Below are 21,429 nucleotides of genomic sequence, written 5' to 3' on the forward strand. Positions count from 1 at the left end.
CAAATTGGTGAATTTTCGCCGTGGGTGAAAATGAAGGGTTGGATTGACCGAGCATTAGCTTTATCTTTCCCAAAGATAGAATTCGGGAAATCCAAATATGACGCTTCCTCCAAACGTTCATGACGCCGAACCCATCCCTGCAGCAGCACGAGACGCCATTAATGCCCTGATGCAATCAGGCGACCTGTTCCGCTATACCGCGCCGCAGGATGCACCAGTTGCGTTGCTGGAATCTGAGTTTGCAGAGCTGCTGGGCAGCAAATACGCGCTGGCCGTGTCATCATGCTCAGCCGCGTTGTTCCTGTCGCTTAAAGCACTGGGCCTGCCCCGGGACGCGCGGGTTCTGATCCCCGGCTTCACCTTTGCGGCCGTCCCTTCCTCGGTTGTGCATGCGGATTGCATTCCGATCCTGTGCGAAGTGGGCGAGAATTATCGTATCGACATGGCCGATTTCGAGGCCAAGCTGGACGGCGTCCAAGCCGTCATCATCAGCCACATGCGCGGCCACACCTCGGACATGGACGCCATCATGGCGCTGTGCGACGCCAGCGACATCCCGGTGATTGAAGACGCCGCGCATTCGCTGGGCACAACCTGGCACGGGCGCAATATTGGAACCATCGGCAAAATCGGCTGCTTCTCGTTCCAGTCCTACAAGATGATCAACGCGGGCGAAGGTGGCATTCTGATCACCGATGACGCTGATCTGGTGGCACAAGCCGTCATCATGTCGGGCGCCTACGAGCATAACTGGAAGAAACATAAAGGCCCGCACGGCGACAACTCACCTGAGTTGGAGCAGGCCTTTGCCCGCTGGCAGAACAAACTGCCGCTTTATAATCTGCGGATGAGCAACCTGAGCGCGGCTGTGATCCGACCGCAAATCCCGGAACTGGCACGCCGTGTTCGCGATGGCCTGTCCAACCACGACTACGTCGCCGATCGTTTGAACACATCGCCCTACATCCATGTCCCTGCCCCACTGGCACTCGAACAGCGCGCCCCGGATTCCATTCAGTTCAATCTGGTGGACATGGGCGACGACGACATTCGTGCCTTTGCCGCCGCTTCCGAAGCGCGCGGCGTGAAAGTTCAGGTCTTTGGGCTAAGCCAGGACAACGCCCGCGCGTTCTGGAACTGGCAATTCCTGCCTGAGAAATTCGAGCTGCCGCAAACCCGTGCGATGCTGATGAAGGCTTGCGACGTGCGGCTGCCGGTTCGCCTGACACGGGAAGAGCTTGATGTGATCTCGGACATTCTGCTGGCTTCTGTCGGAGAAGTCACTGGCCCGGTCCCGGTCTACGGAACCTGACTCAGTCCGGGTCCAGATCAAACAGATCCGTTGATAGAAACAAGGCTGTAACCCCTTCGGGGGTTGCGGCAACGCGGGACAATATCGCAAGGACCTGCGGACCAGCCGCCGTTTCCGCCAACAAAGGCGCGCCGGAATCCCCCATCATAACCGGGCAATTGGCCAGCAAAATACCACCTGCGTGACGGTTCGGCGGGCAAGGCCCTGTTTGGCTAAGTAAGTGAGGACGGATACCGGGGTATCCGGTAACAAAGGCCGCCGTATCCAACCCCTCGGCCAACGGCAGGAACCCCACCTCGGACCCAATCGGGGTTTCAAGCTCCAGAACAGCCCAATCCAACTCGGCCCGGTTGTCAAACCGACCGTCGATCCCCTGTTCCGGATGCAGTCGGTACGCTTTCACTCCGGACACTGCGACAGCTGTGCTGCGCTGATATCCGGCAGCAAAACGGATACTTGCGGGAGGCAACCACTTTTGACGCGCAGAATTGTAAAGGCAATGCGCTGCGGTCAGGACTAGAACGTTCGACACCAGAACGCCGGTGCAATGGGATCGCTGAGCGCGGCTGGCAAAGTTAATGCGCCCGATTGCGTGCCATGGGGGCTGGTCCGCCTCTAACAGCGCTCGGGCACGGATGGCGTCGCACCCGGCCTCGGACCGCGTCCCAAGTGTACAAATCTGAGAATACTGATCCGAGTAGACGCCCTGAGACAGCGCAGGCTGCGTCCAAAGCAGTGTGAAACTCAGGACCAGCCAGCGCATCCCGTGCGGCGTCAATTCAACTTGGAGAGCTTTTGCTGCAGTTCTGCCAGTTGTTTCTTGATGTCGTCCAAGTCTTCTTTGGGCTCGGATTTGGCCTCATCTTCTTTGTCCGGGCCTGACCATTTGCCAGACAAACCGCCCGTCATGGCCTTCAGAAATGCCTGCTGCTGCGCCTGCAGCGCTTCGAATCCAGGCATCTGAGACATTGGGTTCATGGCATTCATGTTTTCCATCATCTTGGATTGGTTTTCCCGCAGCATATCGAACGAGCTTTGCAGGAATTGCGGCATCATGCCCCCGCCCGGCAGCATGTAGCTGCGCACCAGATCGTTCAGCACATTGACCGGCAGCACATTTTCACCCCGGCTTTCGTGTTCTGCGATGATCTGCAGCAGGTATTGCCGTGTCAGATCATCGCCTGTTTTCAGATCGATAATCTGCACTTCGCGCCCGTCCCGAATAAACGACGCGATGTCTTCTAGTGTGACGTAGTCGCTGGTCTCGGTGTTATACAGCCGACGGCTGGCATAACGTTTGATCAACAGTGGTTTTTCTTCTTCCGACACCGAATTCCCTCCCCGAGGATGATGCATTGCAGCAGAGATTATGCGAGCGCAGAACAAAAAGAAAGGGCAGGTCTTGCGACCTGCCCTACGCGATTGCACCGGATGGGAGGAACGGGTGCGCCTCGCGGCATTTACTTACTTGGCAGCAGCGGCTTTCTTGGCAGCTGCGGTCACGTCGTTGGTGGCTTTCTTGACGGCCGCGGTTGCGTCTTCGGCTGCGTCTTTGCCAGCTGCCATCAGCAGCTCAACGGTTTCGGTCTGAACCTTTTTCGCGATCTCAGCGAAGGCGGCCATGTTTTCTGCAGCAACCTCAGCCGATGCGCTGGCGAAATCGGTGGCCGCTTTGGCGTAGTCTGCAGGCTCAGCCTTGGCTTTCGACATCTCGCTCAGTTTGGCCAGGGTGTCCTTGGTCCATTTGTTCGAGATCTCGGCCGACTTTTCAGCCGCTTCCAGAGCAACACCCGACAGCTTTTCGTTCAGCGTCGCGGTCGACTTGAAGGCACCTTCCAGAGCGGTGGTGTCAACGGGGAACGCGCCCATCATGTCTTTCAGGGTCGCAGTGAAATCTTGCGTCTTTGCCATTTTACAAATCCTTTTGCCGAACCGGGCCCACCCCGGCTTTCCTCAGCGTAAGGACAATATGGATGCCGCAATGCAGCATTGCAAGGTTTTTTTGCTGCAATGCAGAAAAATCTTGCCGCACTCAGTTAAATCAATGACTTGCCTTCACTCGCACATAGGTTCCGGGCGCCGGAGCCAAGGACGGATGTTTCGAATCGCCTGTGTCGCGCGCCGGTATTTGCTTGCCGGACCGCTTCTTGAGCCAAGCTTCCCAACGGGGCCACCAAGAGCCTTCGTGGAACGTTGCCTCTTTCAGCCAGGTGTCGGCGTCGACCTTCAGATCGGTGTTCGTGTAATGGCCGTATTTCTTCTTGCTGGGCGGATTCACGATACCAGCGATATGCCCGGACTCGGAAACGACAAAGGTCTTTGACCGCGATCCCATCTGCTGAACGCCACTATAACACGCCTTCCACGCCGCGATGTGATCCGTCTCGCAGGTGATGGCCATCAGCGGCACGTCCACGTCGCGAACGTGCAGTTTATGACCCAGCAGTTCGAACCCATCCGTGACGAAGTCGTTGCTCTGGCACAGGCCACGCAGGTATTGGACCGCCATACGTCCCGGCAGGTTGGCGCCGTCCCCGTTCCAGAACAACAGATCAAAGGCCGGGGGCGTTTCGCCCATCATATAGCTGCGGATCGCGGGTCCGTAGATCAGGTCCTTTGACCGAAGAAAAGACATCGTTCTCCCGACCACCCAGGCCTTGAGCACGCCGTCCTTCGAGATTTGATCTTCGATACCATCGACAAAATCGTTCTGCAGGAACGGGGTGAACTCTCCCTGGTCGCCGAAATCGGTCAGGGCCGTGAAGAAAGTGGCCGATTTGACCGATTTATCGCCACGCTGCTTGAGCAACGACAGCGTCAGGCTCAGCGTTGTGCCCGCAATACAGTAGCCGACTGTATTGACCTGCTTGACCTTGCAGATCGCTTTGGCCTCTTCGATCGCAGTCAGGAATCCTTCCTGAATATAGTCTTCCATCCCGATATCGGCGTGGGCTTCATTGGCGTTCACCCAGCTGACCACGAACAGGGTATAGCCTTGCCCGGTCACCCATTTGATCAGGCTGTTCTGCGCCTTGAGGTCCAGGATATAGAATTTGTTGATCCAAGGCGGGAACAGTACCAAAGGCGTTTCGTGCACCGTTTCGGTCACTGGTTTGTACTGGATCAATTCCATCAGCCGGTTGCGATAGACCACGTCACCGGGCGTCGTTGCGATGTTTCCACCAATTTCAAACGCGCTGTCATCGGCCAGCTTGACCACCATCTCGCCGTCATTGGCCTCGAGATCAGCCACAAGGTTTTCCAAGCCTTTGATCAGCGACTGGCCTTCCGTCTCGACCGCCTTTTCAAGCGCGTCGGGGTTGGTCGCCAGGAAATTCGTGGGCGACATCATGTCGATGATCTGCTGCGAGAAGAACTTGAGACGCTGCTTGTCTTTTGTATCAAGATCCTCAACCGACGCGACGGCCTGGGAAATAGCCTCGGCATTTGTCTGATACTGCTGTCGGATCAGGCGGAAATAGGGATTGGTCTCCCACAGAGGGTTGGAAAACCGCTTGTCAACGGGACCAGGTTTGGTGTCGCTGGTTTCCTTGCCAACCAGCGCCTGCTGCGCCTCGGCAAAGTTCAGAACCGACTTGCCCCAGAACTCGATCTGCTGTTCCAGCAGCTTGGAGGGGTTTTGCATCGCCTCGACCCAATATGCCGATGCTGCTTTTGCATAAAGCTCTTGATTCGGGCCGTCCAAAGCCGGGTTGTGACCTTTTTTTCCGGCCATGACTTCGACAAGCCGTTTGGACAGCTCTTCGACTTTGCCCATATTTTCCTTAAGGCGTTCAAGGTGTTCCGGGGACAATTCCGGTGATTGGTCTTCACTTGTTGTCATTTTAACAATTCCCCCTTAACCTCGCTGCTACGCAGAATAATCGTCGTGGGCCTGGGGAGCAAAGCGACGAATAGTCCGATACTCACACCGGCAGCCAGGAGGCCCCCAACATGCGCTATATGATCACCTATGATCTGATGGAAACGATGCGCAATACGAACCAGTGGATGGGCGCGACCGCCAGCGCAATGGCGTCTTACCCACTGTTTTCCATGATACCGAACCCGGCGTTCAGTATGATGGCAGCCTGGGGCGAAGTGACCGAACGCACATTTCAGCGTATGATCGTTAAGCCGGACTGGGGTATTCGTACGTTTACGTGTGAGGATGGCAAAGACCACCTTGTTGATATTGTTCCCGTTCTCGAGCGCCCGTTTGGCGACCTGATCCATATTCGCGTCAATGGTCGCGAAGAACAACCCCGCAAAGTGCTGCTGGTTGCGCCTATGTCCGGGCATTACGCAACATTGCTTCGATCCACCGTCAAAAGCCTGCTGGTCAATTGCGAGGTCTACGTTACTGACTGGCATAATGCGCGTGACATCCCCGTTTCCGAAGGCAAGTTCGACGTCGAGGACTACACGCTCTACCTTGTCGATTTTATGAAAGAGCTTGGCCCGGACACGCATGTTGTGGCCGTTTGCCAACCCGCCCCACTAACGCTGGCTGCAACCGCCTATCTGGCCGAGGTCGAACCCAAGGCCCAGCCCAACACGCTGACCCTGATCGGCGGGCCAGTTGATCCCGATGCGACACCAACGGATGTGACCGATTTCGGTCGCCGTGTAACTATGGGTCAGTTGGAAGAGACCATGATCCAGCGCGTCGGCTTCAAGTACAAGGGTGTAGGCCGCATGGTATATCCGGGCCTGCTGCAGCTGAGCTCCTTTATGTCGATGAACGCCGAACGCCACTCCAAGGCATTTTCGGATCAGATCCAACGCGTGATGCGCGGCGAGGCTTCGGACCACGACGCTCACAACCGTTTCTACGACGAATACTTGGCCGTTATGGATATGACGGCAGAGTTCTATCTGTCCACGGTCGAACGGGTGTTCAAAAACCGCGAGATCGCGCGCAACGAATTTGTCGTTGCTGGCCACAAGGTCGATATCGGCAAGATCACCGATGTCGCGGTCAAAACGGTCGAGGGCGCGAATGACGACATCTCGGCCCCGGGTCAGTGCATTGCGGCGCTGGACCTGTGCACCGGTTTGCCGGCCTCGAAAAAGGCCAGCCATGTCGAGCCTGGCGCAGGTCACTACGGCATCTTCGCGGGCCGCAGCTGGCGCGACAATATCCGCCCGCTGGTGATCGATTTCATGAACGCAAACACACGCAAACCCAAACGTCAGGCCGCAAACAAGAACAGAGTGGCCTAAGGGGATATGGGCAGGAAGGCGGCGACTGATACCCCTTTTTCCTGCTCGTGCGGCACCCTGCACGGACGCATCACCGCCGAAGGTGTCAAACGAGGCACCCATGTGGTGTGCTATTGCCACGATTGCCGTGCCGCTCAGTTGTATTTCGGTCAACCTGACCCGGCCCCCGGCCCGGTTGAGGTCTTGCAGACTCTCCCTGAAGAAATCATTTTTGACGGTGGTACCGAACATCTGGCCCTGATGCAGCTCAGCCCGAAAGGCATGCTGCGCTGGTACGCCAGTTGTTGCAACGCACCCATCGCAACCACGTCACGAACGCCAAAGTTCCCCTTTGTGGGCTTTATCGTTCACCGTATTCCCGACCCAAGCGGACTAGCGCCGATCACCACGCGTGGGTTTGTTCCAACGGGGCACGGCAAGCAAACCCATGAAAGGCTCGGGCCTGCCGCCTACGGCCTGCTAACCCGTGTCGCGAAATCCCGTCTGTCCGGAAGCTGGAAGCGCTCGCCCTTCTTTGATCCCGAAACCTCGGAACCTGTCGTCGAGCCCTTAATCCTTAGCAAATCAGAGCGGGCGGCCCTCTATCCGTAAACCACACGCGACGACGTGGTCAGCCAGTTTTCCAACGCCTCGTTTACGGCCTGCGGCGTTTCAAGCGTGGGCAGATGCCCGGCATCATCGATAACCTTTAGCTCTGCTCCCGGGATTAGATCCGCCATGAAGGCATGTTTGCGCACGGGCGTCAGCCGGTCATGCGCACCACAAACCACCAACGTCGGTGTCTTGATCATCCGCAGCGCCCCTTGCTGGTCCGGGCGGCGTTGCAGCGCCCTGATCTGACGCTCGAACACATCTGCGCCCAAATCCAGAGCCATGGAAATCACGTCATTCAGAATGGGCACCCTTCGCGGTCCCGGAGCCAGCGAATCCGAGCCCAGAATCCTGCGCATCACGTCCTCAAGCCGACCGGCTTTTGCGCCGACCAGATGCTCTTCCCGCGCCGCGGCGATCTGGGGTGTATCGGCCTGCGCATCTGTAGACATCAAACACAAGCGCGAGACACGATCAGGCGCGCGCCGGACCAATTCCAGTGCGACAACACCACCCATACTCAACCCGGCCAGTGCAAAGCGATGCGGAAGCTGATCCAACAGGCCCGAGGCGATCTCTTCAATCCGCTCGCCCAGTGATACAGGCGCAACCGTGACCGCGCGCTGACGGGAAAAATGAGCGACCTGCGGGGCAAACACCCGTGCATCACACATCAATCCGGGCAGTAGAAGCAGCGGCTCGATCACACGTGGCCTCCTTCGTCTCGGCCGCTTGAACGGCGTCGTTTCCGTCAGGATGAGAGGTTTTGCCAGCGCGAGCAAGTCAAACTTCACGGATAAGCAATACCGCGGAATGGCGGAAAATCGGCATACCGCTTCTGCCGCGTTTGCCGATCTTCTTCCGGTTCTTCCCCTGCGCGCAGCAGACACCCGCGCGGGGCAATGTAACTGTCGATCCGGCGCAGAGGGTTGGGCCGCCACACCAGATTAAAGGCGCAGAGTTTGGGAAAGAACCAGATCTCGGAATAGTCCAAGTGATCGTGCATCCACCACGCCAAATCCCGCCAGTCCCGCCCTTCCGCGTAGCGGTCGGCGAACCACGGGATCACGATCGACGCGCCAGCAATCCGATCTTTGCCGGTTCCACGGTCCCAGATATGGCATTCCAGCGGGTTATCGTTTCGGGCGCAGTTTAACCGGTTTTCGTTCCCGAACCGGTTCAGCGACGGTGACCGATAGCCTGACCTTACGGCGACCCGCCCAAAGGTTTCCTCTAACGGGTCCAACAGCGTGTGACACAGCGCGCGGCCGGTTGCTATGATAAGGTCGGGATCGTCGGGAAGGTTCTGTTTTTCATGGAAATTCCCGATCTCCGAATACAGAAAATCCCGCATGAAAAAATGCCTGGACAGGCGCACGCGGCCAAGCGTTTCAAGGCTCCACATGCTGCCCGGCTTGCGCATCACCCGTACCCGTTCCAACGAAACGCGCCATCCGGCGCAAGCGGTGAGAACGGGTTGAAAGCAACCTCCCAGATCGTGCCATCCGGTGCGCGGAAGTACCCGTGATGACCGCCCCAGAACACGTCCGAGGCCGGCTTCAGCACCTCTGCCCCCGCTTCCTTTGCTTTGCCAAGGACCTGCGCGACCTCATCCTTGGTTCGGCAGTTGTAGCTGAGTGTCAGCGCCCCTTTGCCCAAGGTGCCGACATCCACGCCGATCTCATCCGCAAGCGCGGGCAGCGGGTAAAGACCCAGTGTTTGCCCGATCAGATCAAAGGCGATTACGCCATCCGGACTTGCGACCCGCGTCCAGCCGATTTTTTCATAGAAGGCGGCGGCAGCTTCGGGATCCTCGACCCCGACGGTGATCAGACTGACACGCTGTTCCATCACTCGATCCCCTGCTCTTTCAGCCATGTCAGAATGCCAGCGACGGCAGCATCCGTCTGCCCCGGAGACATCAAACGCCCCGCGATCACATGGGACGCCGGATCATCGCCCGGCCCCATCGTAACCGTCTGAACTTGCGCGGGTCCACCCCAAGCCTCCGCCACTTTGTGGGTCAGGTCCGGGCGAACAACCTGATCGTCATCCGAGAACCAAAACAGTGCAGGAACAAGGGCTTGCGAGAAATCAAGGCCATAAACCACTTCGACCAGAACTGTCATCGGCACGACAGCCTCCCACGGATATACCGAGGTCCAAAACTTGTTCTTCTCGGGATCCGGGCCTGACACATCACGCTCTGGCCCCATGAGCAAAGGCAGCCATGACCGCGCCCATGGCAGGCCGGGTATCCACGAACCCGGCGCATTTACCCCAAAATTCGGCGAGACAAAGACCAGCCCGGCGACATTTTCCATCAAACCTTCATCCAGAGCCGCTGCCGCTGCCAGAGTTCCACCGGTCGACGTCGAAATCACCACAACCTGATCGCCAACGGCGCGCGCAGCTGCCAGCCCCTCGGCCAGATCCTGCATCCAGCCCGATGCAGTCCCTTCAGCCATTGCATCCCCGCTGCGGCCGTGACCTTGCAGGCGGGTGTAAACCAGATTGGCCCTCAGCGCCTGGGCCACTTCGTCGGGGACCGGACGAATTTCCTCGGAAGTCGCTGAAAACCCATGCACATAGAGGATGGAAACAGGCGTACGCTGCTCTTTGAACCCATCCTGCCACATCACGCGTTTCTCGACGCCTGGTGTGATGTCATCAAACCCTGATTCAACGCTTTCGAAATAAACCTGCACCCCTTCGCCGAATTTGCGCGGCTCAAATGTCGGGGTCAGGTTGACCTCTTCGCGCGGTCCGAACCAATAGATCAGGGCGCCGACTGCCACCAGAAGCAGCAGAACGCGACCGATAAACTTGCCGACCACCCGGATCATTGCGCACCCATCACTTCAAGCACCGCGTTTTCTATGATCTGCAGGCAAGGGCCGTCAGAGAACCGGTGATCGGCATCCTTGACCAAAAGCAGGCGCATGTCCGGGCCTGTGGCATGCTCCAGAAGGCGAACAGATGTTGCGGTAGATACGGCAGTGTCCGCAGTTCCTTGCAGGAAACGGACCGGGAACGGTAGATTCATTGCGTCGCGCAACACAAGCTGCTGTCTGCCGTCCTCAATCATACGCTTCGTGATGATGTAGGGTTCCATGTAGTCGGATGGCAGCTCGACATATCCCTCGGTTTCCAAAACCTGCTTCTGCGTATCTGAAAACGACGCCCAATAGCCGTCCTCGGTAAAATCCGGTGCGGCGGCGATGGTTACCATGCCCGCGATCCGCTCGGGCATAGCCTTGGCCAGCAATAATGCCTGCCAACCACCCATGGACGAGCCGACAACGATCAGCGGTCCTTCGGTCAGTGCAGCAACAGCTGCGACAGTGTCCTGGTGCCAGTCTCCTATGCAGCCGTCCTCAAACTTACCCGAGCTTTCCCCATGCCCGGAATAGTCAAACCGCAAGAAGGCCTGCCCGCGGGCCTTTGCCCAGGCCTCAAGATGCACGGCTTTCGTACCTTCCATGTCGGACTTGAGCCCGCCCAGAAACACAAGGGTCGGCCCCGTCCCGTCCGTCTTGTGATACGCCAACTGCCGCCCCTGGGCCGTGTTCAGAAAATCCGTCGCTGCCATGAAACCCTCTTTCTCTTTGAGGATCATCATGCACGGCTGCACACAGGCCGCAATTCCTGAATTTGAACCTCTCGCTGCGTAACGCCATGCGACCTTCAACGCTTGACAGGTCATGCTGCACCTGCCACATGGACCGAACGCAAATAACCCGCAACCGGGCGTTCAGTGGGCGCCAAACCGACGAGGAGAGCCGATATGGCCCTGGATTCACAATCCGTCTCACTCACCTTTCCCGATGGCAATTCCCGATCCTATGACGCAGGCGTCACGCCCGCGCAGGTGGCTGCCGATATTTCAACTTCGCTGGCCAAAAAGGCTATCTCGGCCACCGTGGACGGCAAGCATTGGGACCTGCAATGGCCCATTGAGGCCGACGCGCAGATCGCCATCCACACCATGAAGGATGAAGAGCAGGCCAATGAGCTGATCCGCCACGACCTGGCGCATGTCATGGCCCGCGCGGTTCAGGAAATCTGGCCCGCGACCAAGGTCACCATCGGCCCGGTCATCGACAATGGCTGGTACTATGACTTCGACCGTGCGGAACCGTTCACGCCCGAAGATCTCGGCCTCATCGAGAAAAAGATGAAAGAGATCATCAACAAGCGGGACCCGGTCACCACCGAGGTCTGGGACCGCGAGCGCGCGATCGAGTTCTACAAGGCCAATAACGAGCCCTACAAGGTCGAGCTGATCGAAGCCATTCCGGGCGATGAGCCGTTGCGCATGTATTGGCATGGCCACTGGCAGGACCTGTGCCGCGGTCCGCACCTGCAGCACACCGGCCAACTGCCGGGCGACGCCTTCAAGTTGATGAGCATTGCAGGCGCCTATTGGCGTGGCGATAGCGACCGTCCGATGCTGCAGCGCATCTATGGCGTGGCATTCACCGGCAAGGAAAAGCTGAAGGCACACCTGCACATGCTGGAAGAGGCGGCCAAACGCGACCACCGCAAGCTGGGCCGTGAGATGGACCTGTTCCATATGCAGGAAGAGGCCCCGGGCCAGATTTTCTGGCATCCGAACGGCTGGAAAATCTACACCACCCTGCAGGACTATATGCGCCGGATGCAGGAACGAGACGGTTACGTTGAGGTCAACACTCCTCAGGTCGTCGACCGGAAACTGTGGGAAGCATCGGGTCACTGGGACAAGTACCAGGAAAACATGTTCATCGTTGAAGTCGACGAAGAGCATGCCCGCGAAAAGGCGATCAACGCGCTGAAGCCGATGAACTGCCCCTGCCACGTGCAGGTGTTCAATCAGGGGCTGAAATCCTATCGCGACCTGCCCCTGCGTATGGCCGAATTCGGATCCTGCGCGCGGTACGAACCGTCGGGCGCTTTGCACGGCATCATGCGGGTGCGCGGGTTCACTCAGGATGACGGGCATATCTTCTGCGCCGAGGATCAGATCGAATCCGAAACCGCAAAGTTCATTTCCTTCCTGTCCAAGGTCTATGCCGATCTCGGATTCCACGACTGGACGATCAAGCTGTCCACGCGCCCGGAAAAACGGATCGGTTCTGACGAAAGCTGGGATCTGGTCGAGAAGGCCTTGGGCGATGCCTGTAAGGCGGCCGGTTACGAGTACGAAATCCTCGAAGGTGAAGGCGCGTTTTATGGCCCCAAGTTGGAATTCACTCTGACTGACGCGATCGGACGGACGTGGCAGTGCGGCACCCTGCAGGTTGACCCCAACCTGCCCGAGCGTCTGGACGCCAGCTTTATCGGTGCCGATGGTGCGAAACACCGCCCGTTCATGCTGCATCGTGCAACGCTTGGCTCGTTCGAACGCTTCATCGGTATTCTGATCGAAGAACACGCTGGCAAGCTGCCTTTCTGGCTGGCCCCACGCCAGGTCGTCGTGGCGTCGATCACGTCCGAGGCGGATGCCTATGTGCTGGAAGTTGTTGAAACACTCAAAGCTGCGGGGGTGCGCGCCGAAGCGGATATCCGCAACGAGAAGATCAACTACAAAGTCCGTGAACACTCGGTCGGCAAAGTGCCGGTCATTCTGGCCGTCGGTCACCGCGAAGTTGACGAGCGTACTGTCAGCGTCCGCCGCCTTGGCGAAAAACAGACGCAGGTTCAATCGCTTGAGGCTGTAACAAATGAGCTGGCCCAGGCCGCGACGCCACCGGACCTTCTGTAACATTCGGCAGCATATCGCCGCAAATCCGGCCCCCAAAACGGGGCCGGATTGAAACATTTTCCAATTTTCAATTCAAAAACAATTTGTTAACCTTCAAGAGGGCATTACGCTCTTTGACGGGGTTGTGAGACACGGGCTCGTGAATTCACCTGCCCCGGTTAAGCGACTACCTTTGTCAATGTCACAAGCAGACATACGCAGTTATCAAAAGGATTACCGAGATGTCGAAAACCGCAAAATCCCTGGTCATCGCAAGCGCAGTCGCAGCAGCCGTTTCTGGCGTTGCAACCACTGCATCCGCACAAGCCAAAGAAAAGTGCTATGGCGTTTCGCTGGCCGGTCAGAACGACTGTGCCGCCGGCCCCGGCACCACATGCGCGGGCACCTCGACCGTAGACTATCAGGGCAACGCCTGGACTCTGGTCGACGCTGGCACCTGCGCCGATATCGAACTGCCGGACAACCGCAAAGGCTCGCTCGAGCCGCTGGACCGCGACCTGCCGGCATAAGTCCAAATATCTGAGACTCGGAGGGGCGGGCCCTATCGCCCGCCCCTTTTCGCGACCGGAGGATTTGCACATGCTGGATAGTTCACTTCGATCGAACAGGTTGCCTGCGGCACCGGGCGCTGGGTACAAACCCCAGCATTTTGACCAGATTCTGGATCACGCACATCCCGTTGGTTGGCTGGAAATCCACGCCGAAAACTACATGGGTGACGGCGGCAGACCACTTGCACAGCTGCGCCACCTGTCTGAAAAGTTTCCGATCTCGGTCCACGGCGTCGGCCTCTCTATCGGTGGAGAAGGCCCCCTGGACTCCGATCATCTGTCCCGCCTGAAACACTTGGTTGGTTGGCTGAACCCGGCCAGCTTTTCCGAACATCTGGCCTGGTCAACTCATGACAGCCACTTTCTGAACGACCTTCTACCTCTGCCCTACACGGATGAAACGCTGGCGCGCATCTGTACGCATATCGATCAGGTTCAGGACACCGTTGGGCGGCAAATGCTGCTGGAAAACCCCTCCAGCTATCTGGCGTTTGAGGAAAGCACCTGGTCCGAGCCCGACTTCCTTCAAGAAATCGCGCGCCGGACGGGCTGTGGCCTGCTGCTGGACGTAAACAACGTCTTTGTCTCGGCCACCAATCTGGAATTCTCGTCGCAGGGTTACATCGACGCCTACCCGCTGGATAACGTCCATGAAATCCACCTGGGTGGTCATGATGAGGACGAAGATGACCACGGTCGCCCCCTATTGATTGACAGTCATGGGCGCGAGGTCGTCGATCCGGTCTGGGCGCTGCTGGATTATGTTCTGGAACGCTCAGGCCCCAAACCTGTTCTGATTGAATGGGACACGGATGTTCCCGAGTGGCCTATTTTGCGGGCCGAAGCCGAGCGTGCGCAGGCGGCACTGGACCGCATCCCGGCATGAGCGTGTCGCAGACAACCTTCTACGAGGCCCTGCTGGACCCGTCGGCAGCCGTGCCGGACGGGTTGCTGGATGCCGAGGATCGTCCTGCGGGCCGCCGGTTCAGCGTCTATCGCAATAATGTGGCCGTTTCGCTGACCGAGGCCATGCATCAAGCCTTTCCGGTGATCACTCGCCTTTTGGGAGCGCAGAACATGGATGGGCTGGCCGGGATTTTCCTGCGCAAGCATCCGCCCTCATCGCCGTTGATGATGTTCTATGGCGAGGAGTTCCCCGAGTTTCTTGCCGGGATGGAGCAACTGTCCCATCTTGGCTACCTCGCAGATGTGGCGAGACTGGAACTGGCGCTGCGCCGATCCTACCACGCTGCGGACAGCCAGGCAGCAGCGCCTGACGCACTGGCCTTGCCTCCGGAGGAAATCGTTCTGGCGAAACTGGAATTCGCGCCATCAATGCAGGTGGTGCAATCTGATTGGCCTTTGTTCTCTATCTGGCGCTTTAACTCGGAAGAAGATTCGCCAAAACCCGCGCCGGGGGCCGAGGACGTTTTGATCACGCGGCCTGACTATGACCCCGCCCCGCATCTGCTGCCCAAAGGCGGAGCGGACTGGATCGCGCACATTCAGGCCGGGCACACCATTGGCGAGGCGTTCGAACACACCTCGGCCGAATTCCCCGAATTTGACCTTGGGGCCACACTGGCGCTGCTTTTGCAGGGCGGCGCGATAACTTCTGTGACTATCGAAAGGCTGGCAACATGACTGCCCTGATCTCATTGCACAACAACACCCTGGGACGGTTGGACGTGACCTCTGGCTGGTTGACACCGACCCTGGCGCGTTTGGTCTTTATTGGGACACTGCTGGTTTATTACTGGAATTCAGCCATGACCAAACTGGGCAGCGGCTTCTTCGGGTTCCTGTTCCCGTCGGACGGGGCGTATGTTCAAATTTTTCCCAAGGCGATGGAAGCGGTCAGCTATGACAGCTCGCAACTGGGCATTTTCCACTGGGCCGTCGCGGTTGCGGGCACATGGGCTGAGTTCCTGCTGCCCGCACTGATCGTGATTGGCCTGCTGTCGCGCTTTGCGGCCCTCGGCATGATCGCCTTCGTCTGGGTTCAAACCATCGTGGACGTCACCGGTCACGGTGCGGCGCTTGGCAGCTATCTCACCGCAGCGCCGAACGTGCTGGATCAGCGCACGCTTTGGACATTTGTGCTGCTGGTGATTGTAATCAACGGTGCCGGCCCACTGTCAGTGGACCGAATCCTGCGTATCAAGTGAATTAGAAATGCGCCTTGGGCTCGTCCGGTTTACCCGCGGCCAGCCCAAGGATACCCGCCACTGCGGCAAAGGCCACCGGGAACATTGTGAAGGCATTGAAGCCGAACGCAAAATACATCCCAACAGCTGAAATCAGCAGCAAGATGCCACCAATCAACGCCCGTGCGTGGGCCATCGCACCTCCGGCTATGGCCAACAGTGGAGCGATAATGGACGCGGCCTGAATGAACTGAGCGTTGTTCACCTGCTCGGCCAGCCCTTCGATTTCGCCATAAGTGTCTATGAACTCGATATAGCCATAGCCAAAAAAGCCGACGATCATTCCGATCAAACCGGCAATGACGCCTAAAATCATGGATGCGTTGCGCATTTAAACCCTCATCTTTGGGACAGACACATAAGTGCCCGATCAGGCCACGCCAAGGCTGGTCTTGGTTTCTGCGGTCCAGCCCAACAACAACGTACCGTCATTTTCGATCAGTGGGCGTTTCATCAAGGTTGGGTGTTCCTTGAGCAACTCCAGCGGTGGTTGTGCACGCTGTTCTTCGTCCAATCCACGCCAGGTTGTCGACCGGGTGTTGAGCAAAGCTTCGCCGAACGCGTCCAGCGCCTTTGATAGCACCTCAGCCGGAACGCCTTGGGATCGGACATCCACAAACTCGGCTTCTGGCATTGTTTTCAAAGCCTTGCGGCACGTATCGCAGTTTTTCAGGCCATAAAGACGCATTTTTGGGCTGCTCCTGTATTTGTATGAATTTTTAGCATTTTTGCCTGCTTGTTCCGGTAATTCTTGATTTTTTACTTCACCGTGCAATGTTGAAAAAGACGAAACACGCAATCCGGGCCGCGTCGTGTGGGCGAAGCGGTGATGGTTTGCGGTCGCGTCAACCACTGCCCCCACCAATTTTGTGGGACAACGTGTAAGTAGAAGGAGACACGGGAAATGCCAACTGGCACCGTGAAATGGTTTAATACCACGAAAGGCTATGGGTTTATTGCCCCTGACGAAGGTGGCAAGGACGTTTTTGTTCATATCTCGGCCGTTGAACGGTCCGGTCTGACCGGGCTCGCTGACAATCAGAAAGTCTCGTACGAGTTGCAAGACGGACGCGACGGCCGCCAAATGGCCTCTGATTTGAAGCCACTGTAAGGTTCCCCGTCATCTGCGGGTACTAAAAGCAGGCCAACGGCCAATTTCCGGCCGTTGTCCAATTTCACCGGGTGTGAAAACCTTACCCTCGCGCCGGCTTTGCCTCGGCATGAGTGTACCAGTCTTGCCCCATCGCAACGATGCAGGAGGTGCCGGTCGCGTATGTCACTACCATCGTCCAGTCGCCCGAGTCGCTGGTCCAGACCTCCATCATTTGCTCCGGCCCTCGCAATCCTGTGGCGGCGCGTTTTGAACCGAACTGGCGCTTCAGCTTTTCGTGCAACCTTGGCGTCGGCTCGCACAGCACCTCGGCGATAGGCGATTTGGCCAGCGCGGGCTGCACAGACAAACCCAGAGCAGCGCCCAGAAAGAGGATGTGTTTGGTAAATGTCATGAAACGACCGTAACAGTTTCATGACACTATGTATAGACAACCGCTATGCCTTCAGCGGCATCAGCCCTCGCGAATAATAGCCTCGAACTCACGCCATTCACGCGCGGTCATGCCCGAGCTTTCCTGCGTCACCGTTTCACCAGCCAGCATGCGCCGCAGGCTGTCGACCATCTGGGCCGACAGGTTCACCGCACCCAGACGGTAGTCTTCGAATGCTTTGTAGGCGAAGGGCACCCAGTCGGCGACGATCTTGCACATGGTGTCCGCATAGACGCGGATTTCGTACTGGGCGTGCGGGTCGGCGCGCAGACGCAAGAAGTGGAACAGATTGTGCAGGTCCACCTTCCAGTACCACTGCGTGTAGATGTTCGCGGGCAGGTTCATTCGGGCCAGTTCGCGCGCCAGTCCCTGCTGTCCATCCTGGCTGATCATCGCCTCGTAATTGTCATAGCAACGTGCGCTGTCTGCCTTGAGTATCTCCAGCACACGCGCCGCCTCTTCCCCCTGCAAAGCATCGCCCCGGCCCTGGTTGTTCACCTCGGACTGGGCGGCGACGTGATCCGGTGCCGGGATGTAGAACTCGCGGTCCAAAATCGAATAACGCGCTGAGTATTCGTTCACATTTGCCGTCCGGTGGCGGATCCACTGGCGGGCAACGAACACCGGTAGTTTGACGTGCAGCTTGATCTCGCACATCTCGAACGGGGTCGAGTGCCAGTGCCGCATAAGATAGCGGATCAGACCCTCATCGTTCTGAACGGACTTGGTGCCCTTGCCATAAGATACCCGCGCTGCCTGACAAATCGCCGCGTCGTCCCCCATATAGTCAATGACGCGCACAAAGCCGTGGTCCAGCACCTGATGTGCGGTATAGAGGTGGTCTTCCATACCCTCAGCCACAACGCGGCGTGTTGGATGCGATTGCGCCCGCTGCGCTTCGATCTCGGCCAGTTGGTCAGAGGAGAGCGGCATGAAATTTCCTTTCCAGCAATGAGTCGCCCACCACTATATCTCGGCAATTCTCTGACAGGAACCGCCATATGTGCGCTCAATTCCGGTTATCTCAAAATGTGTCCCGGTTGCCCCTCGACACCAATGACCCGCGCACTAAGGTGCTGTGCATCACCTGAATAGAAAGGACGCCGCAAATGGGGCTGACATATCTTCACACCATGGTCCGCGTGAAGGATCTGGAAAAATCGATGGCGTTTTATGAGCTGCTGGGCCTCAAGGAAACCCGCCGGTATGACAGCGAAAACGGCCGTTTTTCGCTGATCTTCATGGCACCTCCGGGGCAAGAAGACCGGCCGATCGAACTGACCCACAACTGGGACGGCGATGACGCTCTGCCAAGCGACAGCCGTCACTTCGGGCACCTCGCCTATGGGGTCGACAATATTTATGAGGTTTGCCAGCACCTGCAGGACAATGGCGTCGTCATCAACCGCCCGCCACGCGACGGTCGCATGGCCTTTGTACGCTCGCCCGACAACATCTCGGTCGAGTTGCTGCAGAACGGCGAGGCGCTGGAACCGGCAGAGCCTTGGGCCAGCATGGAAAGCACCGGCCACTGGTGATCCGCTGGCTGATAGCACTTGGGCTGGCCGTCCTGGCCAGCCCTCTTCGGGCCGAGCCCTGCCGTCTTGCGCTGGTCCTTGCAATGGACATCTCGGCCTCGGTGGACGAGGCAGAGGACGCGCTGCAGCGGCAAGGTCTGGCCTCAGCCCTTTTGGCCCCCGAGGTGGTTGAGGCGTTTTTCTCCTCCCCCCTGCCCGTTGCGCTGGCGTTGTATGAATGGAGCGGTCGCACCACTCAGAGCATCATTCTGGATTGGACCCTGATCGAAACGCAGGCGGATCTTCTGAGCGCTTCATCCACGGTCCAGCGCTCGGCCCGGTCACATCAAGGCTCGGCAACGTCGATGGGGCACGCTCTGACCTTTGGTGCCGCCATGATGCAGAGGGCACCGTCCTGCCTGTTTCAGGTCATTGATCTGTCTGGGGACGGGTCCAACAATGACGGGTATGGTCCGCACAGGGCTTACGAACGCGCCGCGTTCGCAAACATCGTGGTGAACGGTCTGGTGATTAACGCCGCCGATTTCGAAGGCGAGCTCTTTCTGATCCCTTTCTTTGAAAACAATGTATTACACGGCCCCGGAGCGTTTCTTGAGATCGCACAGGGGTTCGAGGATTTCGAACGTGCCATGCGTCGCAAGTTGGAACGAGAGCTGAGCGGCCAGCAGATCGGCGCTGTTCAGGAAGGCGAGTTCCGATGATCCGGGCTTTGGCCACTGTTCTGACGATCCTGGCCAGCCCTGCAGCGTCAGAGTGTCGGCAAGCGCTGGCGTTGGGACTGGACGTCTCGGCCTCGGTCGACAGCCATGAGTACCGTCTGCAGTCAGATGGTCTGGCCAGAGCTTTGCAACGCCCCGAAGTGGTTCAACTGATGCTGTCTGATATCGGTGCGCCCGTTCGGCTTGCGATCTTTGAGTGGAGCGAAACGCACTACCAACGGATACTGCTGGGCTGGACTGAAATCCGAACTGCACAAGATCTTGCGGATGTCACGACCCTGTTGAATTCGGTCACCCGAGGCACCGCCCCCCGGGGAACCGCCGTCGGGTCCGCGATGCAGTTCGGTGCCGATCTTCTGTCGCAACAAAAAGACTGTTGGAAACGGACGCTGGACCTGTCTGGCGACGGCAAACACAACCTTGGACCCCATCCGAGCGGCGTGAAACAGCAGCTGGAAAACAGTGGTATCACGATCAACGGGTTGGTGATCGGTGCCGATGATCCCAGCCACGGTGACAAGCGCTATGTCCAGATTGGCGAACTGTCCGCTTACTACAACACGTGGGTCATTCTAGGTCCCGGTGCTTTTGTCGAAGTTGCCTTGGGCTTTGAAGCCTACGAAGACGCAATGACCCGAAAACTGATCCGCGAGTTGCAAGGCCTGACAGTCTCCGACGCCTCAGAGGCCCTGCGCATTGATCAGTAGATATAGCGTATTTGATCCGTCCAGTACCGCTCGACCCGCCGCAGCGAGGTGGTGATGTCGTCGATACCTTCCAGGCCCAACACACCGCGCGTTTGCAGCCCTTCGGCATGGCGCGAGAACAGTTCGGATACGATGTCACGAATTTCGCGCCCTCGGGGTGTCAGGCGCACACGCACCGACCGCCGGTCGATCTCACACCGCTGATGGTGCATACAGCCCATTTCGACAAACTTCTTTAGGTTGTAACTAACGTTACTGCCCTGATAATACCCGCGGCTTTTCAACTCGCCGGCGGTCACTTCGTGATCACCGATATTGAACAGCAACAAGGCCTGAACGGCGTTTATTTCCAAAACACCCACCCGCTCGAACTCATCCTTTATCACGTCCAAAAGCAGACGGTGCAGCCGTTCCACCAGGGCAAGCGCCTCAAGGTAGCTGGTCATGAACCCCTTGGTTCCCGGCGCGGAGACCTGCATTTCCATACTCATCCGACCCTCCGATTCAGTCGCGCTGTTTCAGGCAGAATGAATCGAAATCCCGAAAAATCGGTTAAGCCGGACTTTCTGTTATTTTTGAAAGGTTTGTGCGATGTCAGAAATCAGGTCGGTATAGGTATCGGGCGGTGGAACCTGTCCCGTGACCCACTGATACAGGTCCTGATCGTTTTCGTGCAGCAACGCGTCATACACATCCAAACCCGAGGCATCCATCGCCGTCAGGTTCTGATCCGCATAGGCCGACAGGATCAAATCCATCTCTTTGATCCCACGCCGCATCGAGCGCATTTTCAGACGTTTGATACGAATGTCCCGAGGTTCGCTCACCGGCCCTGCTCCAACATAAGACGCAAACGTTTTTCCAGCTTGGCCGCCCGTTCGGCGCTGGCGCGCATTTCACCACGGATTGCGCGCAACTCGGCCACGACTTCTGCCAATTCGGGCGCGCCCTCTGCCGCCTCGTCCGGGGCATCCATGCCCTCGCCTTCGCCTGTCAGCAGCCACATGATCGATACGTTGACCATACCCGCCATCATCGACAAACGGTTTGCACGCGGCTCGGACAGATCGTTTTCCCAGGCCGCGATGGTGGTCTTTTTGACGCCCAACCGACGCGCCATCTGGGCCTGCGTCATCCCTGCCGCTTCGCGTGCGCCGGCAAGCCTGTCCCCGAATGTCGCTGCGTCCGGCCCGTACCAGTCGTTGTCGTCGTTCATCGGGGTCTCCAGCTCTTACATTCATACTGCTTGATCGTCATTCGGGCGCACCCTATGACAGTCAAGCTGAAC

28 protein-coding genes are annotated in these 21,429 nt (G+C 57.9%); 12 read left to right on the forward strand and 16 right to left on the reverse strand.

The genetic code is table 11. From position 1 onward, the window contains the following. Positions 1-97: 97 nt before the first annotated feature. A complete protein-coding gene (locus tag GOV53_RS07445) occupies positions 98-1,312 on the forward strand; it encodes a DegT/DnrJ/EryC1/StrS family aminotransferase (protein WP_170465125.1) in 1,215 nt (404 codons plus the stop codon). A 1-nt stretch (position 1,313) separates the two neighbouring features. Here the strand turns inward: GOV53_RS07445 and GOV53_RS07450 are convergent, their stop codons facing one another. The 4 genes from GOV53_RS07450 to GOV53_RS07465 all read right to left on the reverse strand — a co-directional run bounded on the left by GOV53_RS07450 (position 1,314) and on the right by GOV53_RS07465 (position 5,156). Beyond that, entirely contained in the window at positions 1,314-2,075 is a 762-nt protein-coding gene (locus GOV53_RS07450) for a trypsin-like serine peptidase (RefSeq protein ID WP_170465127.1), read from the reverse strand. 11 nt (positions 2,076-2,086) lie between these two features. Further along, positions 2,087-2,641 carry a polyhydroxyalkanoate synthesis repressor PhaR gene (gene phaR, locus GOV53_RS07455; RefSeq protein ID WP_170465129.1) on the reverse strand — a complete coding sequence of 185 codons (555 nt, stop codon included), beginning with the start codon at positions 2,639-2,641 and terminating at the stop codon, positions 2,087-2,089. Positions 2,642-2,776: 135 nt separating this feature from the next. Continuing rightward, on the reverse strand, positions 2,777-3,223 hold the full coding sequence (locus GOV53_RS07460) for a phasin family protein (protein WP_170426456.1): 447 nt from the start codon (positions 3,221-3,223) through the stop codon (positions 2,777-2,779). 130 nt (positions 3,224-3,353) lie between these two features. Then, a complete protein-coding gene (locus GOV53_RS07465; RefSeq protein ID WP_170465131.1) occupies positions 3,354-5,156 on the reverse strand; it encodes a PHA/PHB synthase family protein in 1,803 nt (600 codons plus the stop codon). A 110-nt stretch (positions 5,157-5,266) separates the two neighbouring features. Between GOV53_RS07465 and phaZ the strand changes: the two genes are divergently transcribed. Beyond that, a complete protein-coding gene (phaZ, locus tag GOV53_RS07470) occupies positions 5,267-6,538 on the forward strand; it encodes a polyhydroxyalkanoate depolymerase (RefSeq protein ID WP_170426483.1) in 1,272 nt (423 codons plus the stop codon). Between the two features lie 6 nt (positions 6,539-6,544). Beyond that, positions 6,545-7,129, forward strand: a complete 585-nt coding sequence (locus GOV53_RS07475; RefSeq protein WP_170465133.1) for a DUF6151 family protein — start codon at positions 6,545-6,547, stop codon at positions 7,127-7,129. On the opposite strand, the gene GOV53_RS07480 is transcribed toward GOV53_RS07475, so the two are convergent. From GOV53_RS07480 to GOV53_RS07500, 5 genes are all read right to left on the reverse strand, one after another. Further along, entirely contained in the window at positions 7,120-7,836 is a 717-nt protein-coding gene (locus GOV53_RS07480; RefSeq protein ID WP_170465135.1) for an alpha/beta fold hydrolase, read from the reverse strand. The genes GOV53_RS07475 and GOV53_RS07480 overlap by 10 nt on opposite strands. 83 nt (positions 7,837-7,919) lie before the next feature. Continuing rightward, positions 7,920-8,534, reverse strand: a complete 615-nt coding sequence (locus tag GOV53_RS07485) for a hypothetical protein (RefSeq protein WP_170465874.1) — start codon at positions 8,532-8,534, stop codon at positions 7,920-7,922. A gap of 17 nt (positions 8,535-8,551) precedes the next feature. Beyond that, complete coding sequence (locus tag GOV53_RS07490) at positions 8,552-8,980, reverse strand: VOC family protein (protein WP_170465137.1); 429 nt, start codon at positions 8,978-8,980, stop codon at positions 8,552-8,554. Continuing rightward, positions 8,980-9,975, reverse strand: a complete 996-nt coding sequence (locus GOV53_RS07495; protein WP_170465139.1) for an alpha/beta hydrolase — start codon at positions 9,973-9,975, stop codon at positions 8,980-8,982. The genes GOV53_RS07490 and GOV53_RS07495 overlap by 1 nt, the downstream gene beginning before the upstream one ends. Beyond that, the gene (locus GOV53_RS07500) at positions 9,972-10,721 is read right to left on the reverse strand and encodes an alpha/beta fold hydrolase (RefSeq protein WP_170465141.1); all 750 of its coding nucleotides are present in this window, start codon (positions 10,719-10,721) and stop codon (positions 9,972-9,974) included. The genes GOV53_RS07495 and GOV53_RS07500 overlap by 4 nt, the downstream gene beginning before the upstream one ends. Before the next feature lie 195 nt (positions 10,722-10,916). Between GOV53_RS07500 and thrS the strand changes: the two genes are divergently transcribed. The 5 genes from thrS to GOV53_RS07525 all read left to right on the forward strand — a co-directional run bounded on the left by thrS (position 10,917) and on the right by GOV53_RS07525 (position 15,594). Further along, on the forward strand, positions 10,917-12,875 hold the full coding sequence (gene thrS, locus GOV53_RS07505; RefSeq protein ID WP_170465143.1) for a threonine--tRNA ligase: 1,959 nt from the start codon (positions 10,917-10,919) through the stop codon (positions 12,873-12,875). Between the two features lie 221 nt (positions 12,876-13,096). After that, complete coding sequence (locus tag GOV53_RS07510) at positions 13,097-13,384, forward strand: BufA1 family periplasmic bufferin-type metallophore (protein ID WP_170426488.1); 288 nt, start codon at positions 13,097-13,099, stop codon at positions 13,382-13,384. Between the two features lie 70 nt (positions 13,385-13,454). Beyond that, positions 13,455-14,312 carry an MNIO family bufferin maturase gene (gene bufB, locus GOV53_RS07515; RefSeq protein ID WP_170465145.1) on the forward strand — a complete coding sequence of 286 codons (858 nt, stop codon included), beginning with the start codon at positions 13,455-13,457 and terminating at the stop codon, positions 14,310-14,312. Continuing rightward, on the forward strand, positions 14,309-15,070 hold the full coding sequence (locus GOV53_RS07520) for an HvfC/BufC N-terminal domain-containing protein (RefSeq protein ID WP_170465147.1): 762 nt from the start codon (positions 14,309-14,311) through the stop codon (positions 15,068-15,070). Before bufB ends, GOV53_RS07520 begins: the two co-directional genes overlap by 4 nt. After that, complete coding sequence (locus GOV53_RS07525; RefSeq protein WP_170426491.1) at positions 15,067-15,594, forward strand: DoxX family protein; 528 nt, start codon at positions 15,067-15,069, stop codon at positions 15,592-15,594. The genes GOV53_RS07520 and GOV53_RS07525 overlap by 4 nt, the downstream gene beginning before the upstream one ends. A 1-nt stretch (position 15,595) precedes the next feature. On the opposite strand, the gene GOV53_RS07530 is transcribed toward GOV53_RS07525, so the two are convergent. Together GOV53_RS07530 and GOV53_RS07535 are read right to left on the reverse strand one after the other, a co-directional pair. Then, positions 15,596-15,964, reverse strand: a complete 369-nt coding sequence (locus GOV53_RS07530; RefSeq protein ID WP_170465149.1) for a hypothetical protein — start codon at positions 15,962-15,964, stop codon at positions 15,596-15,598. Positions 15,965-16,003: 39 nt separating this feature from the next. After that, positions 16,004-16,321 (reverse strand): ArsC/Spx/MgsR family protein, encoded by a 318-nt coding sequence (locus GOV53_RS07535; protein ID WP_170465877.1) that lies wholly within the window; start codon positions 16,319-16,321, stop codon positions 16,004-16,006. A gap of 216 nt (positions 16,322-16,537) precedes the next feature. Between GOV53_RS07535 and GOV53_RS07540 the strand changes: the two genes are divergently transcribed. Then, entirely contained in the window at positions 16,538-16,744 is a 207-nt protein-coding gene (locus GOV53_RS07540; protein WP_138839651.1) for a cold-shock protein, read from the forward strand. Positions 16,745-16,826: 82 nt separating this feature from the next. Here GOV53_RS07540 and GOV53_RS07545 read toward each other — a convergent pair whose 3' ends face one another. Both GOV53_RS07545 and thyX read right to left on the reverse strand, forming a co-directional pair. Then, a complete protein-coding gene (locus GOV53_RS07545; RefSeq protein ID WP_170465151.1) occupies positions 16,827-17,138 on the reverse strand; it encodes a hypothetical protein in 312 nt (103 codons plus the stop codon). 60 nt (positions 17,139-17,198) lie between these two features. Beyond that, positions 17,199-18,110: an FAD-dependent thymidylate synthase gene (gene thyX, locus GOV53_RS07550; RefSeq protein ID WP_170465153.1), complete on the reverse strand. Its 912-nt coding sequence runs from the start codon at positions 18,108-18,110 to the stop codon at positions 17,199-17,201. Between the two features lie 176 nt (positions 18,111-18,286). On the opposite strand from thyX, the gene GOV53_RS07555 reads away from it, so the two are divergent. Genes GOV53_RS07555 through GOV53_RS07565 form a run of 3 tightly spaced genes read left to right on the forward strand, consistent with a single transcriptional unit; the run spans position 18,287 to position 20,141 of the window. Further along, positions 18,287-18,715, forward strand: a complete 429-nt coding sequence (locus GOV53_RS07555) for a VOC family protein (RefSeq protein WP_170426495.1) — start codon at positions 18,287-18,289, stop codon at positions 18,713-18,715. Then, positions 18,712-19,416, forward strand: coding sequence for a DUF1194 domain-containing protein (locus GOV53_RS07560; protein WP_170465155.1), 705 nt, complete (start codon positions 18,712-18,714; stop codon positions 19,414-19,416). The genes GOV53_RS07555 and GOV53_RS07560 overlap by 4 nt, the downstream gene beginning before the upstream one ends. Further along, the gene (locus tag GOV53_RS07565; protein WP_170465157.1) at positions 19,413-20,141 is read left to right on the forward strand and encodes a DUF1194 domain-containing protein; all 729 of its coding nucleotides are present in this window, start codon (positions 19,413-19,415) and stop codon (positions 20,139-20,141) included. The genes GOV53_RS07560 and GOV53_RS07565 overlap by 4 nt, the downstream gene beginning before the upstream one ends. On the opposite strand, the gene GOV53_RS07570 is transcribed toward GOV53_RS07565, so the two are convergent. The 3 genes from GOV53_RS07570 to GOV53_RS07580 all read right to left on the reverse strand — a co-directional run bounded on the left by GOV53_RS07570 (position 20,135) and on the right by GOV53_RS07580 (position 21,357). Then, on the reverse strand, positions 20,135-20,632 hold the full coding sequence (locus GOV53_RS07570) for a MarR family winged helix-turn-helix transcriptional regulator (protein WP_170465159.1): 498 nt from the start codon (positions 20,630-20,632) through the stop codon (positions 20,135-20,137). The two genes, GOV53_RS07565 and GOV53_RS07570, sit on opposite strands and share 7 nt — an antisense overlap. 78 nt (positions 20,633-20,710) lie before the next feature. Then, positions 20,711-20,968, reverse strand: a complete 258-nt coding sequence (locus tag GOV53_RS07575; protein WP_170465161.1) for a succinate dehydrogenase assembly factor 2 — start codon at positions 20,966-20,968, stop codon at positions 20,711-20,713. Beyond that, positions 20,965-21,357, reverse strand: a complete 393-nt coding sequence (locus tag GOV53_RS07580) for a helix-turn-helix domain-containing protein (RefSeq protein ID WP_170465163.1) — start codon at positions 21,355-21,357, stop codon at positions 20,965-20,967. Before GOV53_RS07580 ends, GOV53_RS07575 begins: the two co-directional genes overlap by 4 nt. Between the last annotated feature and the right edge of the window lie 72 nt (positions 21,358-21,429).

This window comes from Ruegeria arenilitoris, assembly GCF_013035315.1.
Lineage (GTDB): Bacteria > Pseudomonadota > Alphaproteobacteria > Rhodobacterales > Rhodobacteraceae > Ruegeria > Ruegeria arenilitoris_D.